Genomic DNA, 17,435 nt, shown 5'->3' on the forward strand with positions numbered 1-17,435 from the left:
GCATGAAGCCGGCAATGACCTGTCATTGAACTTTCATCCAGCCGCGAATAGAGCCCAGGCGTTCCTCGAACTGCCCCCGCAACTCCGCCACAGAAAGCGTCAACGTCCCCCAATACTTCGGACGCTATCAGATCAAATTTCGATTTCAAGTTGTATGCTTATCACCAAGCGGGATTGCAATGACGGTTGTTGATTGAGGCGATCCAAGTATGGAAGTTTCCAACTGTACGCGCTTTGACTAAATATTTAAAAGCGGCTGGAGGAGCTCCTAATTTCTCTCATCCCTTTCAGCTCTTGCAGTACCTCTTCGCATCGAGCGACCACTAGCGGACCATGGCTGCCCCCAAAGTTGGACACTTCCGGGCAGTTGAAGGGTTATCGAACCTACGACCGAGAACTTAGGTGATCCCAAAGATGCAGTTATTCAAAGTACTGAAGTTAATGTCGGCCAAGGGAGAACTTGTCAGCAACCACTTCCCGATCCCCAATTGTGGTCTCGATCAAGGGTTCCACTGATCACCGCTTTCCAGGCGGTTATCTCTCAGAGCGACAATTTTCAGGCCTACCTTGCTGGTGTACAAGGCCTCTGCCTAGCCGCGGATTTTCCAAGCTGATGGATAGGCTGGAATCGGAGGACGTCCTGATCGTGACCAAACTCGATCGTCTCGGCCGTGACGCCATTGATGTCAGCACCACGGTCATATGGAGAACTTGCAGACGGACAGTCGTTTCGGGCCTGACCGCGCCCGAGCAATCGCGGATGTCGCAAGTTTCGTCGGCGCTCTGGTCATGTCCCGGGCGGTGAATGATCCCGCCTTGTCCTACGAGATTCTGAAGAGCGTGCGCGACCGGGTGACCGAAAAGGCCCGGAACCAACCAATTTCAGCTTAACACAAAGAAGACCGCACAGCTCCCTCATGTAATCAAACGTCGAGAGGGCGGATTTCGGGAATGAGCATGACGCGAATCCTACCGATGATCAGGGCATTGGCGACAGCTTAGACGAACAAGCCGTCTGCGACCGTGAAACCGCTCTTTTGCAAATCGCTCAGTGTGGTGTCGAGGAACTGGATCGAGCCGCCATCCGGCGTCGCGACCAACAGTTCATTTGCTGAAACCACGGTAACGGCTGCCAGCAAAGCGGCCTTGGACACAAAAAGATCGCTGGTAAACACCAGAGTGTCGTCGGCCCGCAACTGATACACGATATCGGCGCCGTGACCGCTGCCAAACCAGAACGCATCGGCACCCCCGCCCCCCTTCATTTGGTCATTGCCGGTTCCACCATAGAGCACATCGTTGCCCTCGTTGCCCTCCATCGTGTCGTTGCCGGAGCCGCCGACGAGGACGTCATCGCCAAGCCTGCCCTTTATAACATCGTTGCCGCCCCCGCCTTCGATGATATCGTTGCCGGCCAGGCCGGATATCGTTTCGCCCGCTTCGGTCCCGATGATGGTCGGGACTCCATATCCCGGACCGCCGCTGGCGGGCGCGCCCTTGACCGTCATCGACAATGTCGCCGTCGCGGTTGCACCCTGGCTGTCCCGGATCGTGTAGTGAAAGCTATCCGTGAGACTGGAGGTTTCCGACAGGCCTGCAACTGAAGGGTTCGTTTCTTCTACATCGTAACTCCAGCTCCCGTCCGCTTTGAGAACAAGCGTTCCGAAACTGCCGGCAATTACGCTTCCCGCGCCCGTGACATTGACGGCCGCGCCACTGCCGCTGGCAGACAGGACCATCAATGCGTCTCCGGTATCGACGTCGCTATCGTTGCCGAGAACGGTTCCTGTCACATTGGCCGCGCCCGCCGTCGCTGTCGCCGCATCATCGGCGGCAACCGGCGCGTGGTTCGCTCCCTTGATGGTGAACACCAGACTGGCCGTCGACTGCAGACCCGTCTCATCGCGAATGGTGTAGCTGAAAGTCTCGGTCAGCGTCGAACTGCCCGAAAGGCCGGAAACCGCCGGATTGGAAATATTCGGAACGTAACTGTACGTGCCGTCAGAATCGATGACCAAGAGGCCGTATGTACCCGCCAATTGCGTATCGTTTTCGGTGATGGCAACACTCGACGAGCCATGCACCACGCGCGTCACGGCCATGAAATCACCGGCGTCGGGATCGGTGTCGTTGGCGACGACGTTGCCGGTCGTGCTGGCATTGACCGACACGATGCCGGTGTCCCCGACCGCCACCGGCGCGTCGTTGCTGCCTGCAATCGTGATCGACAGGGTCGCCCTGGCCGTTCCGCCGCGACCGTCCGAAACGGTGTATTCGAAACTCTCGACCAGATTATCGAAATAGAGCGCGTTGACGACCGGATTGGTTGCGGATGGCGTGAAGCTGTAGCCACCATTGGCCGCAATCGTCAGCGCGCCGTAACTGGTCTGAATGGTTTGCGACGCGCCAAGCGAATAGGTCACGCCCTTGATCACGATCGAGGCAACCGACAGGACATCGCCGTCGCTATCCTGATCATTGGCAAGCAGGTTGCCTGAAGCCGTACTGTCCGGACCGTCCTCCGAAACGGATCTGACCTCGCCTGTCGCAGACGGCGCGGTGTTGGCAGGCCCGGACGGAACCGATGGTGTGACGATGAACTGCGCCGCCTTCACACTCGACGCCGTAATTCCGCTGAGCGTCGCAATCGTTGCGAAGGCGCCGGGTCCGGAGGCTCCGTCCACGTCCACCTCGACGATGGTATCCGCGCCCGACTGTGAAACACGGATATAGCCCGCCGCAAATGCGCTCGCGCCCGTCGCACCGGACGGCATTGCCAGAATGCCGGAAAGATCGAAGAAGTCATCCGAACGAAAATCGGAAACGATATCGCCTACCTCGCCCATGCTGTTGATGACGAAGGTATCCGCACCCGCGCCACCTTTCAGCGTATCGACACCCGCACCACCGCTAAGTCGGTCGTTGCCCTCATTGCCCTCCAGATAGTCATTGCCGTCGCCGCCGATGAGGATATCGTCTCCGATAAGCCCCTTGATCGTATCGTTGCCACCCAGGCCGGCAATCACGTCTGCGCCTGCCGTACCACGCAGCGTATCGGCCGCCGCCGTTCCGCTGATTGTCGGTTCGGGTTCGCCACCTGTGGAGGAGGCGCGAATGGAAACCGTCAGCAATGCCGAGGACTGGAGACCTGCGCCATCGCGGACCGTGTAGTTGAAGACTTCCGATAACGACGCGGAGCCGGAAAGTGCTGCAACGGCAGCATTGCTTTGGTTTGGTTGATAGACCCAGCTTCCATCGCTTTTAAGGATCAGCGATCCGTAGCTGCCGACAATAGTGGTTCCGGCGGTGGTCACGCTCTGCGCCGTCCCCCCGCTGGCGCTGGCGGAAAGCACGGAAAGAACGTCGCCCGTATCCGGATCGAGGTCATTGGTCAGCAGATTGCCGTTGCCCGAAACGGTTTTGACGACCGAGGCGGTATCGGCAACCGCCGTCGGCGCATCGTTCAGACCGGTGATCTTCACCGTGACGACGGCACTGGCTGTCCCACCGCGTCCGTCAGAGATACGATAGGTGAGATTGTCCTCAGCGGTCTGCCCGGCCGCAATGGCGTTGGTGGCGGCGAGGGTTGGGTCCACCCTGTAATAATAGCTGCCATTCGGGCTGACATAAAACGTGCCGTATTTGCCGGCAACGGCAGTCTCCGCTGCCTGAATGGCGGTACCCTTGGAACCATGCGTTGCCTGCGTCACCCGCAGGACATCGCCATCCACATCGCTGTCATTGGCAAGCAGATTGAACGTATTGCTGACCGTCGTCCGGTTCTCGGCCACGGTAATGTGGCTGTCGGCAACAGCAACGGGAGCAGTGTCGCCGGGTTCCATCACCTCATCCGGGTCCGGCGAAGGACGCGGCCCTGAAATGGTACCGGTCAACCCTTCCGTATAAGCGATGTAATTGGCGAGCCGGCCTCCAACCACTTCGTAGGATTCGTTATCCGTATGGACCTGATCCTTAAGCGGTAGATCGTCGGTGATCGAACCGATATAGATATCGTCGCGACTGGCCGCGATTTCCCGCTGCGCCTCGCGAACGATATCCTGCCCCCCGTTCCAGCGGGCATCCGAACCGGTATAGGTCGTATCGGCAACCTCCTGTATGAAAACCGGCGCGGCAGGATCGGTCTGGGCTCGGATGTAATCCAGCACCTCGACCGTCGCTTCCTTATAGGTATCGACGTCGCTCGTACCGTCCATGATGCGCTTGGCATCCGCCTCGCCCTGCGCCCAGACGATTTTCAGTTCGACCGTGTAGCCTTGCGCCTCGAGTGCGGCAACCGAGGCGTTGATGCCCTGTATCGCGGCCAGCGCCAGTGCTCCGGGCGTGTTCGTGTCGGGATACCACCAGAGAAAATCCGAGCCGGGCGCATCGGAAGCATTACCATCGACGCCGCTCGCGCCCTTGGCAAAATCCTGAACCACCACGTTGTCAGCAGTCGCAAATTTCGACGAGGTTCCAGTGCCCTGGATAGTTGTTTTCAGCGTGGACGCCGAAACACCGCCGGAAATGCCGAGATAGGACGAAAGCTCGGTCGCAAGAACCGAAGCACCGGAATCGTTGTCCCCATAAAGGTTGAACATGTTGTCGGCGTTGGATTGCCCCATAAACGCAATAAACTGGATAACTGCCATGGTCCCCTCCGGGCTAACGCTTTTTTTCGTTAACTGATTGCCTTGCTTGATACCGGGCGGAAATGATTTCTCTTGTCCCGGCTCAGTCCTCCCTGAAAACATGATTGAGCTGATCCGTCAGCGGCTTGACGAGATAGGAGATCACGCGCCGCTCCGCCGCTGGCATCAACACGTCCGTTGGCATTCCCGGATAGAGTTTCAGGTTTCCCAACCCTTCCAGGCTCTCCGCCTCAGGCCTGATCCGCACCGCGTAAAACGGCAGTCCCGTTCTCTGATCGGTCAGCACATCCGGCGAAACGGACACGACCTCACCCTTCACCATTGGTGTGGTCGTGCGGTCGAAAGCGGTAAAATGCAGCTGTGCCTTTTGACCCGGCGTCACCTGATCGATATTGCGCGGCGAAATTTTCGCCTCCACTATCAGACCATCGCCACGCGGTGCGACCAGCATCAACGTTTCCCCTGGCTGAACGATGCCGCCGACGGTGTGAAGCTCCAGCTCGAAAATGCGACCGCTGACAGGAGACCGGATGTCCAATCGGCCGAACTGTTCCGTCACATCGACACGTCGCGCTTCCATTTCGGTGATCTTCGCTTCGGTTTCCGCCAGCTCCTTGGCATTTTCCCCCCGGCGGTTTTCATCGAGCTGAAGAATTTGCAACTCCACTTCGCTGATGCGACCCTCGGCCTGCGCTCTCGATGCCAGTCTTTCACCAAGATTGCCCTGCAGCTCGGCGCGACGTTGTTTGAGCGACGTCAGGCGTTGCAGCGTGACAAGCTGTTGCCGGTACAATCCGTCGACAGAGGCAAATTCCTCATCGACCGCCGCAATCGACGCTCCCACCGCCTCGATCTGAACGTTTTCACCCTCGATCTCGTCTGCAAGCTGGCCCTTGCGTTCGTCGAGCTGGCGCTTCATGCCTTCAAGACCGTCTCGCCGCGTCTGGAGAAGGTTCTGCTCCAATGCAACGAGCTGGCCATAGGCAGGCCTGGTGAGCCGCTTCTGCTCCAGAAAATCGGCCTCGAAAGTTCTCGTGCCGGCAAGTTCCGCCCTGAGACGCGCAGCGCGTACCAGAGACTGCACCAGCGCATTTTCGATAATCGCCAGATTGGCCTCGACAGTCGTCCGGCTGAGACGCAGCAAAACATCCCCGGCCGCAACGTCGCTGCCCTCATGCACAAGCAGTTCCGACACCGTGCCGCCGCTGAGATGCTGTATTTTCTTGACGTTGTTCTCGATGACGATGAAGCCCTGACCGCTGACGGCCCCCGCCAGCTTTGTCGTCGCCGCCCAGCCACCAACACCGCCGAACAGCGCAAGCCCCAGCCCGACAACAACGGCAATATGTCGTCGGAGTGAACGGCGCCAGAAAGCGATGGAAAGCTCATCGCTCATCGCGGCACCTCCAGCTTTCCGGTTGCCCCGACAACCTTCAAAATCTTTCCTGAACGGGCAGCCGGTTCCCGGCGAAGGACCTGACCCATGATCGCCTCGCGTGGGCCGAAGGCTGCCATTTTACCCTCCTTCAAGACCAGAATCCTGTCCGCCTGTGCAAGAATGCCGGATCTGTGGGTGATGACGACGGCGATCCCTCCGCGCATCTTGATGCTGTCGATGGCGCGAGACAAAGCCTCTTCTCCTTCAACGTCGAGATTGGCGTTCGGCTCATCGAGAACGACTAGGAATGGCTGGCCGTAAAGCGCGCGCGCCAGAGCGATACGCTGGCGCTGACCGGCCGAGAGTATCGGAAACTGGGGGTCGATCATGGTATCGTAGCCATCCGGCAGCTGCAAAATCAGATCGTGCACGCCTGCCGTTCGTGCCGCAGCAATGACCTCTACAGAGGGAATATTCTTACGAAACCGGGCGATGTTCTGGGCGATAGTTCCTCCAAACAGCCCGACCTCCTGCGGGAGGTAACCCATATGACTGCCAAGCCGATCAACGTCCCACTGGTCCATCGTCGCTCCGTCGAAACGCAGCGTACCGGAGCTGACGGGCCAGATGCCCAGAAGCAACCGGGCAAGCACCGTCTTGCCGGATCCGCTATGTCCGATCACTCCAAGAACCGTTCCCGCCTCGAGCGAAAACGCGATCTCCGATATGATGGGCTTTTTGGTTTCCGGCGAACCTCCCGCCATGGCCTCTACAGTAATATTGCGGGATGGGAGCGGTAACTCCGAAAGAGTTTCGCGGTCCGTCTCTACCGCAACGATAGCCTCGAGCCGGAGCCAGCTATGTCTTGCTGCGGCAAAGCCCCGCCAGTGCACAATAGCCGCCTCAACCGGCGCAAGCGCCCGCGACGTCAAGATCGAGGACGCCAGAATGATACCGCCGGACGCATCCCCCCTTATCACGAGCACGGCTCCAACCGCCAAAATGGCGGATTGCAGGGCAAGCCGGAGAATTTTCGTTAGTGTCGCGTAAGTATTGGCCACATCGGCATGACGCGTGCCGAGCAGCCGGAATGCCGCATTATTGGCGGCCCACCTTTCCGCCACGTCGCCGGTCATGCCCATGGCCCTCAGCGCTCCGAAATTCAGCCTGACGGAATCGGAAAAACTCCTGCGGTTTGCGGTCAGCACCGCGAGATCGCGTTGAGATTGCCGCAGGCTGAAATGCGCAAGTGCGGTCAAAATCATCAAGACCAGCACGCCTGCCAGCGCCACGAAACCGATGACGGGATGAAGCAGAAAACAGATCGCCAGATAGATGGGCAGCCAAGGAATATCAAAAAGTGCCGATGGCCCCGGCCCGGAGAGAAAACCGCGCACCATATCGAGATCGTCACTTGTCGAGACGAGTGCTTGTCTGCCGCACAGCAACAGCGATCGCCGATAAAGGACCCGGTCGAGAGTGACTTCGAACAAGGCGGCGAGACGCGACAACATGCGACTTCTGACGATTTCAAACGCACCCTGACAGACAAACAGCATGCCCGCCAGCAGACAGAGTGCAATGAGCGAGCCGATGCTCCCGCTTGGGATGATGCGGTCATAGACTTGCAGCATGAAAAACGGGCTCGTCAGATAGAGCAGATTGATGAAACCGCTGACAACGGCAACGACCGCAAACCCGCTCCTGCACCGGGCAAAAGCCTGATGCAGGAGCGGGGCGCGGGCGTGTCGCCCACCCGTTTTACGATCAAACGCGCCGTCTTTCGGCATACTCATTCGCCTGCTGCTGTTATTGCACAAAATCCGCGTTACCCGGCGTGCTGCACACCTCGTCAATTGGCGGCATGGGGCTCGTCATCGAGGGTGTTTTCCGGCACCATGTTGAGATCGAAGGCTGACACATCTGCCTCGACAGGAATGAGGTCGAGAACCGTGTCCGCGGTAAAACTCTGCGGCGCGATGGCCAAATTCCGCCCGGAACTGCGCTGCCGGGTGACGACGATAGTGCTTTCCCTGGCCGTGCCGTTATAAAGTGACAGAATCTCACCTTCTGTCGGCAAAAGGCTGGCCATCGGCACCAGATGGCGAACGAAGCCGTTGAGGATGATGTCGATCTTGCCGGAGGATACCGCCCAGTTCTCCCAATAGCCCTCTGGAATGCGCAGCGCGATCGTCGCGTTGCTGCGCAACGTCACCGTGAATACCGAAAGGTCGCCCTCATCGCTCAGCAGCCGGACCTTTCCCCAGCCATACAATTGCTCTCGCGTGGCGCGCGATTCCGGCATCTTGTTCTGCTTGAGAAGATTGACGGCATCCTTGACCTTCTGCGCGAGCGACATCTTTGTAACGAGGACGGCATCGTCGTCGTCGATCACGATCATGTCCTCCAGCCCAATCAGAACGACCTTTCTGCCGCCGCGTGCATAAGCGAGGGTGTTGGTGGAGCCGATCGACAGCACCGGCCCGGAAAGGGCATTGCCGTTGGCATCCTTGTCGCGGTCGATCTCATGCAGGGCTGACAGAGAACCGATGTCGGACCAGCCGATGCCCTCGCAGCGCACCACCGCACCGCGTGACGTGCGTTCCATGATCGCCGTGTCGATCGGAATATCTGCTGGCGCAGCCCGGAACGCCGAAGATTCCAGCATGATCGCGTGTATATCATCGAACATGTCGATGGTGGCTCTTTCAAACGCCTCTTCGGCCGCACGCAGGGTTTCCGGCGCATGACGCGCCAGTTCTTCCAGCATGACCCCGGCCCGGAACATGAAGATGCCGGCGTTCCAGCAGAACCCCTCCTCCACATAACGCCTTGCATTTTCAAGCGACGGTTTTTCCAGAAAATCGCCAGCACTGATGGCGTATCCCCTGACTTCACCATCTATTTCGATTGCCTCGCCCGGGCGGATATAACCGAAGCCGGTTTCAGGATGTTCCGGCTTGATGCCGAAGGTGACGATACGGTCGGCAAAACGTGCGATCGGCAGGGCGCCCGCGACGATCCTGTTGAAGATTTCGGGTTCCGCAATGATATGGTCCGAAGGGGCCACAAGAAGAACGGCGTTGCTTCCTGCCGCATCCATCCGCGAGATGGTGACAGTCAGCGCGGCGATCGCCGCCGCCGTTCCCTGCATCGAAGGTTCGACGATAAGTCCGTCGACGGAAAATCCGCCGCTGGCGACTTGCTCTTCCGCATGAACCAATGTGTCGCGTGCGCACATCAGCCACGGCAGACTATATCCGGGTACGGCAAACCGGCCGAGCGCCTGCTGGAAAAAGCTGCCATGCCCGTCGTCACCCAGCGTGAGAAACTGCTTCGGTTTGTTCGAGCGGGACAGAGGCCAAAGCCGGGTTCCGGACCCACCGATCATGATGGCGGGAACGATCCGAGTGTTCTCGCCTGCAACAGCGGTCAAATCCTGACGCATATGAAACCCTCACAAAACCATAAAATATATTTTCGCAAGAAATTGACCCGCGTTGCCGCCAACTCACCAACAAAGTCCGTGATAGACAATGTGACCGCTACGATTGGGCACCTCGACACGCGCGAGATCCACCACCACGAGCGGTCTGCCGGCCGCTTCGATCGCCCCGGTCAGACCGGCATATTTGTGGCCGACCACCAGAATATCGGCGTTGTCGATGACATCGTTGATCGACGGTCGGATACGTGGCGCAATATGGCGCAGGTAGGTGCGGCCTTCGCTTTCATCCCTCACAACGTTTGGATCGAAGATCGACACTTCTTTGCCGTTGCCTATAAAATTCTCGACAAGGCTCAGCATCGGGCTTTCGCGCATATCATCAGTGTCGGTCTTGAACGTAATGCCGATGAAGCCGATGCGATCCTTGCGCGCATCAGAGATGAGCTGTTTTGCACGATCGATCTGTACCAGGTTTGCCGCCTTTGCGGCGTCAAGCATCGGTGTTGCAACGTTCATTCGGCGGCCGAAGCCGGACAGAGCCCGCAGATCCTTGGGGAGGCACGAGCCGCCATAGGCAAAGCCCGGTTTCATGTAGGCCTTGGAAATATTCAGGCGGGTATCCGCGCACACGACATCCATGACCACATGGCTGTCGATATCCTTGGCCTTGCAGAGATTGCCAATCTCGTTGGCAAAGCTGATCTTTACCGCATGCCAGCAGTTGTTGACGTATTTAACGATCTCGGCGCTCCGCAGCGGAATAACATGTGGAACGACGCTAATATGGGCGACCATTGCCTTAAGAACGTCGATCGAGCGCGTATCATCGCCATACTGACCGAAAACGATGGCGCCTGGCCTGTAGTAATCCGCAATCGCCGAACTCTCGCGCAGGAATTCGGGATAGTAGGCAACGCCGAAATCCACTCCGGCGATTTTTCCGGACGCCTCTTCGAGCGCCGGTATGACAACCTCCTCCATCGTGCCGGGCAGGATGGTGGAACGCATGACGACAACGTGGAATTCGCTTTTGTTGCGCAAGGCCCTGCCGATCTCAAAAGAGACTTGACGCACGTAGTCGGTATTGAGTGTACCGTCGAGAAGGCTGGGCGTACCCACGCAGCAGAGCGACACATTCGTCATTTCGACCGCTTCTTCCGCGGAGGTTGTCGCGGTCAGCATACCGTTGAGGTTGGCTTTTTCCAGAAACTCGGCAAGGTCTGGTTCAATGATCGGCGCTTCGCCACGGGCAAGGCACGAAACCTTGAAACTGTCCGGATCGACCGCCACGACGCGGAAACCGTCGTTGCTCAGACAGGCGGCCGACACGCAACCGACATAGCCGGCCCCGAAAACACTGACCCTGAGACCCATTGCACTGACGTTAATATCAATTTTGGTCATGTGAACCCCTGAAAGCAACTAAGGAAATACTTAAATAACCATGGGACAATTCTGAAAATTCAGAATAGACGCGCCACCGGACCGGGCCGGAGGGAGGCGATCAAAAGCAATGCAGGATCAGGCTCGACAGAACCCGTTGGCAACATAAAACTTATATTTTATCGCGAAAGTGCTTCGCCGAAAGCAAAAGAATAAACGGCAAAAAATCTAACGAAAAATTACAACGTATTGATATTAATGCAAAAAAATGCACGCATCATCGAAAACAGCCGAATTGACAAAATTTCAAATAAACATATATGAAGGCAACAACAACGGCGAACAAAGAATTACATGACCGTGTTGACTTCGCTATTAATTACAAAATCATTAAATATGAATATACAATATAGTCAACAAATATTTAACGATTAATGCGAAATAATTACGAATACAGGCAATACCCGCAAATATTTTACCGCCCGTTGCTTACGCGCGTCACTCGATCCGCAGCATTAACTAGACGTTTCCTTAAACCTGCTTCAATGGCCGCTTGCCTTGTCGGGAAGTGAACCATGTTGCGTTTTGCGTTGATTGCCTTTTCTACGTCCTTTCTGTTCAGCTTGCCTATGCTGGGCGTTGGCAACGTTTCAGGCTCGAATGACGCCACACATGAAATCCTCACACCGAATACGTCGCCTGCTCGCCCGCCGACCGTTCAGGTGAAACTGGAAAGATCCGGCAGCGCAACGATCTCGAACGACATGAAGGAAAGGGGCATGAGTTGCGATGTGGCGACTTCCCAAATCGAAACCCCGCCGCAAAAAATTGCCACAAGCTCGAAATATCTTTCCCAAGGGGCGATAGAGGGCGAAGGGCAGGACACCTCCCATATCGTCGTTTTCAAGCCGATCTGGCGTTCTATTCTCGAGCTGGAAAACATTGAGACGCGCTTTGGAGCGGAGTGCGCCATGCGTGTCCTTCTTCAATGGGCGACGTCCCGCGCCCTGATCGACGCCACGACACCCGACGCCAAACTCACCCGCGCTCGTGTGCTTGCAGAAATATCCGGTCTCATCGCCGCCTGGGGTGTGGCAGGCGATCTCGACAGAAAAAAACCCATTACGGAATGGCTGAACATCATGGCAGACGACACCATGGTGTTTTTCGACACCAAGGCTGGCCCCAGAAGCGCCCGCAACAACCATCGTTATTGGGCAGCACTTGCCCTTGCCACAGTCGGCAGCCTGACGGGAGACCAGAACAAGATCGAATGGGCCCGCCAGTCTTATCGGATCGGCGTGTGCCAGATCACCGAAGACGGCACTTTGCCGCTCGAAATGCAAAGGGGAGCGCTTGCGCGCAACTACCATCTCTATGCTTTTCGTCCGCTGGCTGGCACATTCGTCACGTTCCGAAAGATCGGTCAACCACTCGATGACATTTGCTCCGGCTCTCTCGAGCGACTGGCCAAAGCCACGTTGAACGGTGTTGATGATGCAGCGCTGTTCGAATCGGCGACCATGAAACAGCAAACCAAGCCGCCGCGTGAAGACAGCTACCCTGCCCATCTGAGGCTGGATACGCTTAAACGCGAACTCCAACAGGGATAACGCCGACAACACCATCATCGTCTACCTCGTCATGCCGTTTAGCGAGATAAGCGCGGATCGCGCCAGAAGGTAGCCGCCATCGGCAGATTGGGTCAGCCAATATTTGGCCTGCCCGATATCTTTCACTACGCCGGTCGCCTGCGCATACATCAGACCGAGCAGATATTGCGCCTCGCTGTCTCCCTGTGTTGCAGCCAGTTTTCGATAGGCCGCCGCCTTTTCAAACGACCGGCTCGTACCACGCCCTACGAAATAAGCCTCGGAGACCGCACGGATGGCGTCCATATTCCCCCGGTCGGCATAGGGTTCGAGAATCTGCAAAATTGCATCATGCGTGGTCGCCGGCACGCCAGAACGGTTCAACGCCTTGGCCAGGAAAGGCACGGCTTTTTCATCGCCCGCCTTGGCGGCCTCGGCGAACATGTCCACACCCTTTCGGATTTCGGCCGGGTCGTTGCTGTTCCATAGAGCGCGGGCGATCTTGCCGTCTTCTGAGATAGGACCGCCCTGCGGCGCTGCGGCGATGATCGCCTGTGCCTTTTCCCGCGCCGCCGCACTGAACCGACTGTCGGAAAGTTTCATCGCGGCGGAAAGACTTCGCTGCGGCGTCAGATCGATCGCCGAGAGCAGAAGCCTCTTGGCGCGTGCCGTTGCGTCGGCGTCGACGCTTTGCATGAGCAGGGATGCGGTTTCGACATAACGAGCCGCGCGCCGCTCCGGCCGCAACCTGTCCAGCAAGGCAATCGCTTCATTCACATCCCGGGTGATGCCGCGCCCTTCCAGCAAGGCAAGCGAAGTCTCCTCTATGCCACGGAGATTGCCCACCAGCGCTGCCCACCTGTACCATTTGTAGGCAAGGGCGTCGTTTTTGGGAACATCAATGCCGAGTTGCTGCATGCGCGCCCACGCGATGACGCAGCTGGAAGACCCTCGCATGGCTTCATTCGCCAACAGGTTCATAACCTTGCCGGTATTGGTGCCAAACGAATAATCGTTGTTGACGATCCCCTTGGCCAGCAGACGCACCGCCTCGCGGTTCCTGGGGGACGCCGATATCAGAAGGGAAAAACCGAGATCAGGATTACGAAGATCGCGGCGAGATTCATTCAGGGCAGCCGCTGCGATTTCCAGCTGCCGGGCGACAGGAAGCTTTTTTGCCACTTCAAGCGAAGGCAGACGCGTTGCCGGTAAAGCTTGCGGGCTGACGGTGATCGTCGCGCGCGCCTTTGGAACCGGCACACTGCCCTTTCCTGCAGCCAGAGCCACGCTCGTCGCAATCGGCAAAACCGTAATCAGGGTGAAAATGACAGAAAGTTTCATCGAGCGGTCCTTTCTCCACCATCCGGATATCGTGACGGAGGTTTTGCTATTGAGTGATCGTTGCAGCCTTACCCAACCACCGTTCCGCTTCCTTCGGATCGGTGGGGACGCCGTAACCAATCTGCAGTGCAATGGCGTAAGGTTCGAAAGCCTGGCGATAACCGGAAATCGCCGCCCGCGCGAGCCATGCCGTACTGTCTGCGGCCGAAAGTGGAAAACCACTGGTGCCGGTCGCAAAAGCGTCGGCAACCGTCAACATGGCAGCGCCGTCGCCGGTTTCTGCAGCTTTCATCATCCAGACCCTGGCCTTCTCCGAATGGGCTCCGTCCTCTTTCGCCAATGTCGAAAGAACGCGCGCCAAAGCCTGAATGGCATTACCGGCCCCTGCTTTCGCGGCATCTTCAAGTGCCGCCAAGGCTTCGGCGACGATTAAAGGATTTGCCGACGCCTTCGGCGCCTCGTCCCCTACCAACTGCTCGACAAGCGTCTTCAAAGCTCCGTCGTCTCCGGCGCGAACTGCGGCAAGCAACCACCGCGTCGCTTGCCGCGGATCGGCGTGGGGCGACAGGAGGTACATGCGACCGGCTTCGCGCATCGCTTCCACCTTGCCCGCCTCCGCAGCCTTGACCATCGTCGCAAGCGCCAGTTCGGGATTGGCAACTCCGCGTTTGTCGTCGTTGAGCAAATTTGCGAGCTGATAGAGCGTGCTGGCGTCATCCGTTTCCGAAGCAATCGCCCGCTCGACCAGGTTGCGGGTCGGTATGGCGTAATCAGCATCCCGCGATATGGCATCGGCCAGCGCAACCTCGTCTTTGGCACTGCATAGCGGTTGTTTCAGGGCCATATCGAACATGGCGCGGCGCGATGTCCGGTCGCTCGCACGGTCGGCTGTTTTCAGTATGGCGCGGATATCGCCATCATTCACAGCCTGTCTCAGCCAGAGATCGGCTGCCCTGCCGCCACCGGTCTTTATGTCCACACCGAGATCGGCAAGCTGGATCATCGAAGCCGTGTGACCCAAATGTGCAGCTTCGACAAGAAGTTTGATACCTTCCTCGGGTTGAGGAGTGAAACCTGCAGCTCCCTTCAAATAGAGCTTGGCAAGATCATAACGCACCGAGGTATCGCCGGTTGACAGACCATCTCTGAGAAGTTCGATCGCCACCTTCACGTTCGCCTTGTCGGCGTTTTCAGATGAAAGCTGCAGTCGCGCCAGCAGAACCAGCGCCTGACCGCGTTCTTGGCCCGCCGCCAATGCCTTTTCGTACCACTGGCCGGCCTCACGGCTATCGGCACCCGTGCCGATGCCGTCACGATAGGCCAGCGACAGGAGAACCATCGCCCGCCGGTCCCCAAGAGCCGCCGCCCGACGAATATTGCGGAAATACATCAGCTTTCCGTCATCACCGGATTGCTCGGCCAGCGCCTGTCTGGCGACGGCGATCAGGCTGGGGCGGTTACCCGCAGCAGCGGCTCGCTCCTGCCAGCGTCGCCCTATCCCCGCGTTGCGTTCGACACCGATGCCGCAGCTATAGGCGTCTGCCAGTGTGGCCATCGCTTCGCTCAAGCCGTTATTGGCGGCGCGCCGCAATATCGCAACCGGATTGACACTTTTTGAAATATTATGCGTGCTGTCGACCATCAGCTGGTAAAGCTCAAGAGCGGCGGTATCAGATCCCAGAGCAACCGCACGCGTCAGATATTCCACGGCCTTTTCCGTGTTGCGCGCCGTTCCCGTGCCGCTGGCATAAGCACTGCCCAACTGCTTCAGAATATCCGTATCAACGACAGGATTGCGCGCGGCCTGTTCGAGATAGCCCACCATGGCGGAATAGTTGGGCTTTCCGCCAAAATCTCCATGGGAGATCTGCGCCAGAAGTTCGAAAGCGCGCACATTTCCGCGCTGGGCCTCCTGTTTAAGCGCCTGTGTCGCCTTTGGAAGCGCGTCCTTGAGATCGAGATTTGCCAGCAACAGGCGAGCAAGCGAAATGCGGCTACCGGTGTGTCCTTTCGCAGCAGCGGTTTCCAGAAGTTCCACTGCCTTGTTGCGATCCACCGGAACGCCGTCGCCGATCATGTAACGCTGCGACAGACGTTCGACCGCAACGAAATTTCCGGCCTGTGCGGCAGCCATCAGCCACTTGGCGGAAAGCTGCGGATTATAAAGGCCGAATTCTTCATTGGCATAAATGCCGGAAAACAGGTTGAGAACGTCGCATTCCCCAGCGCCGAGCGACTGGCTGAGTCGGTCGATCGCCTGATTGAAAAGAAGCTGAGGCGCGTTCTCCGACGGCGCCAGATCCGGATTGTTGCGATAAAGCCGCGCAAGCAACAGAGCCGCATCCGGATCACCGTTTTGCGCACCCATCTTGAGGTACTTTTCGCCCTTCAGCTTGTCCTGCGGCACCACATCGCCCGTGGCATAAAGACGCCCCAGAAAGGTCGCCCCTTCCATGAAGCCACGCGCTATCGCCTCGTCCTGGAGCGCGAGACCTCGGCCAAGATCGGGCGATCCTGACGTTGTGTCGAACATCAGGCGACCCAATGTGTGTGAGGCACGGCCAGCCAATTCATAATTGGCGTTTTTCAGATATTCGAGCATGCGGCGCGCAAGCACCCTGTCACGCGGGACATTGCCGGTTCCGCCGATATAAGCCTGCGCATCCAGCAGCATATCGTCCAGATTGCCGGGAACCGGCCCGCCGTCCCACTTGCTCCAGTCGAAGGAAAGATCGCGCTGTTGCGCCCTGACCCTGCAGATCGGCGCGTAATCGAAGTCGGGACTTGGCATAAGACCGTCCTGCAACGGCAAGGTCGTCTGCGCCTGCGCCGGCTGCACCGCAAACACCAGCGCTACAAACAACAGGCCCGCACCAAACCTCGTCTTTTCCCGCCGACCGGAGAGGAATGATGCCGTGCTTTTGAATGTTGTCATGTACCTGATCCCTCTCATCTTCCTGCTCCTACTCAGGCTTTCGCCGAAACGGATGTGAGAACGATATCGTCCGGCCCGTTGCCTAGAACGAAGATGGACGTCACCGAACGGCGTTTCAGCGTCGTTTTTTCGAAAGTCCTGGCAATCGCCCCTGAAATCTCGACGTTCAGATCGATTGCAACGGCATTGACCTCGAGAGAGACGCCGCTCATCGGTGCGACGGCCTTGATGACGGGTGAGCGTTTGGCGAGCGCCGTCAGTGAAACCGGTGTTGTCGTGAGGTTGTAGAGCGCAAGCGCACATTTCGCCGGGTCGGACGTAAATACATCCGCAACGACAACAGGCTCTTTTGTGTCCGTGCCCGCGAGAATCGTCAGATATTGTCCCTGCCCCACCGAAAGCGGCGTGGACCGCCCTTTGACCAGCAGGGCGTAGTCTCCGGGAGCTCTTGCGATATAATCGGAAATCCCGCTTGTAGATACCTTGAACGGTTTCTCGCCAATGGTCGCCGTTACAACAGCCGACGGATCGGTCGCGGCAATACGAATGAAGCTCCAGTCTTTCGGAACATCCGCATCATAGATGCCGGCATCGTCGCCAGCCGCCAAAACGGACTGGTTTGCCGCCATCAGGCCCGCAAAAGCGGTAACAAGGCGAACGAACCGGCGTCGATTTATTTTGAAGGCAATCTCATCCAAAAACATCTGCT

The 17,435-nt window shown here is 57.8% G+C and carries 9 protein-coding genes and 1 pseudogene; 2 read left to right on the forward strand and 8 right to left on the reverse strand.

The features are described 5' to 3' along the window. Positions 1-595: 595 nt before the first annotated feature. Positions 596-700 (forward strand): annotated as a pseudogene (locus tag CRP02_RS02030) (recombinase family protein); the annotation flags it as partial. 298 nt (positions 701-998) lie between these two features. Here CRP02_RS02030 and CRP02_RS02040 read toward each other — a convergent pair. The 5 genes from CRP02_RS02040 to CRP02_RS02060 form a co-directional block, all read right to left on the reverse strand. Then, positions 999-4,649: an Ig-like domain-containing protein gene (locus CRP02_RS02040; RefSeq protein ID WP_179783909.1), complete on the reverse strand. Its 3,651-nt coding sequence runs from the start codon at positions 4,647-4,649 to the stop codon at positions 999-1,001. 82 nt (positions 4,650-4,731) lie between these two features. After that, positions 4,732-6,045 (reverse strand): HlyD family type I secretion periplasmic adaptor subunit, encoded by a 1,314-nt coding sequence (locus CRP02_RS02045; protein WP_097170053.1) that lies wholly within the window; start codon positions 6,043-6,045, stop codon positions 4,732-4,734. Continuing rightward, the gene (locus tag CRP02_RS02050; protein WP_097170054.1) at positions 6,042-7,817 is read right to left on the reverse strand and encodes a type I secretion system permease/ATPase; all 1,776 of its coding nucleotides are present in this window, start codon (positions 7,815-7,817) and stop codon (positions 6,042-6,044) included. Before CRP02_RS02050 ends, CRP02_RS02045 begins: the two co-directional genes overlap by 4 nt. A 62-nt stretch (positions 7,818-7,879) precedes the next feature. After that, on the reverse strand, positions 7,880-9,475 hold the full coding sequence (locus CRP02_RS02055) for a mannose-1-phosphate guanylyltransferase (protein ID WP_097170055.1): 1,596 nt from the start codon (positions 9,473-9,475) through the stop codon (positions 7,880-7,882). Between the two features lie 63 nt (positions 9,476-9,538). Beyond that, the gene (locus CRP02_RS02060; protein WP_097170056.1) at positions 9,539-10,879 is read right to left on the reverse strand and encodes a nucleotide sugar dehydrogenase; all 1,341 of its coding nucleotides are present in this window, start codon (positions 10,877-10,879) and stop codon (positions 9,539-9,541) included. Positions 10,880-11,433: 554 nt separating this feature from the next. On the opposite strand from CRP02_RS02060, the gene CRP02_RS02065 reads away from it, so the two are divergent. Next, entirely contained in the window at positions 11,434-12,471 is a 1,038-nt protein-coding gene (locus tag CRP02_RS02065) for an alginate lyase family protein (RefSeq protein WP_097170057.1), read from the forward strand. A gap of 21 nt (positions 12,472-12,492) precedes the next feature. Here CRP02_RS02065 and CRP02_RS02070 read toward each other — a convergent pair whose 3' ends face one another. From CRP02_RS02070 to CRP02_RS02080, 3 genes are read right to left on the reverse strand one after another with little or no spacing between them, the layout of a single operon-like run. Then, positions 12,493-13,791, reverse strand: a complete 1,299-nt coding sequence (locus CRP02_RS02070; RefSeq protein ID WP_097170058.1) for a tetratricopeptide repeat protein — start codon at positions 13,789-13,791, stop codon at positions 12,493-12,495. A gap of 46 nt (positions 13,792-13,837) precedes the next feature. After that, positions 13,838-16,726, reverse strand: coding sequence for a tetratricopeptide repeat protein (locus CRP02_RS02075; RefSeq protein WP_179783910.1), 2,889 nt, complete (start codon positions 16,724-16,726; stop codon positions 13,838-13,840). Positions 16,727-16,758: 32 nt separating this feature from the next. Then, positions 16,759-17,430 carry an alginate O-acetyltransferase AlgF gene (locus CRP02_RS02080; protein ID WP_097170060.1) on the reverse strand — a complete coding sequence of 224 codons (672 nt, stop codon included), beginning with the start codon at positions 17,428-17,430 and terminating at the stop codon, positions 16,759-16,761. Positions 17,431-17,435 lie beyond the last annotated feature (5 nt).

It is taken from the genome of Rhizobium sp. AN5, assembly GCF_900215255.1.
GTDB lineage: Bacteria > Pseudomonadota > Alphaproteobacteria > Rhizobiales > Rhizobiaceae > Agrobacterium > Agrobacterium tumefaciens.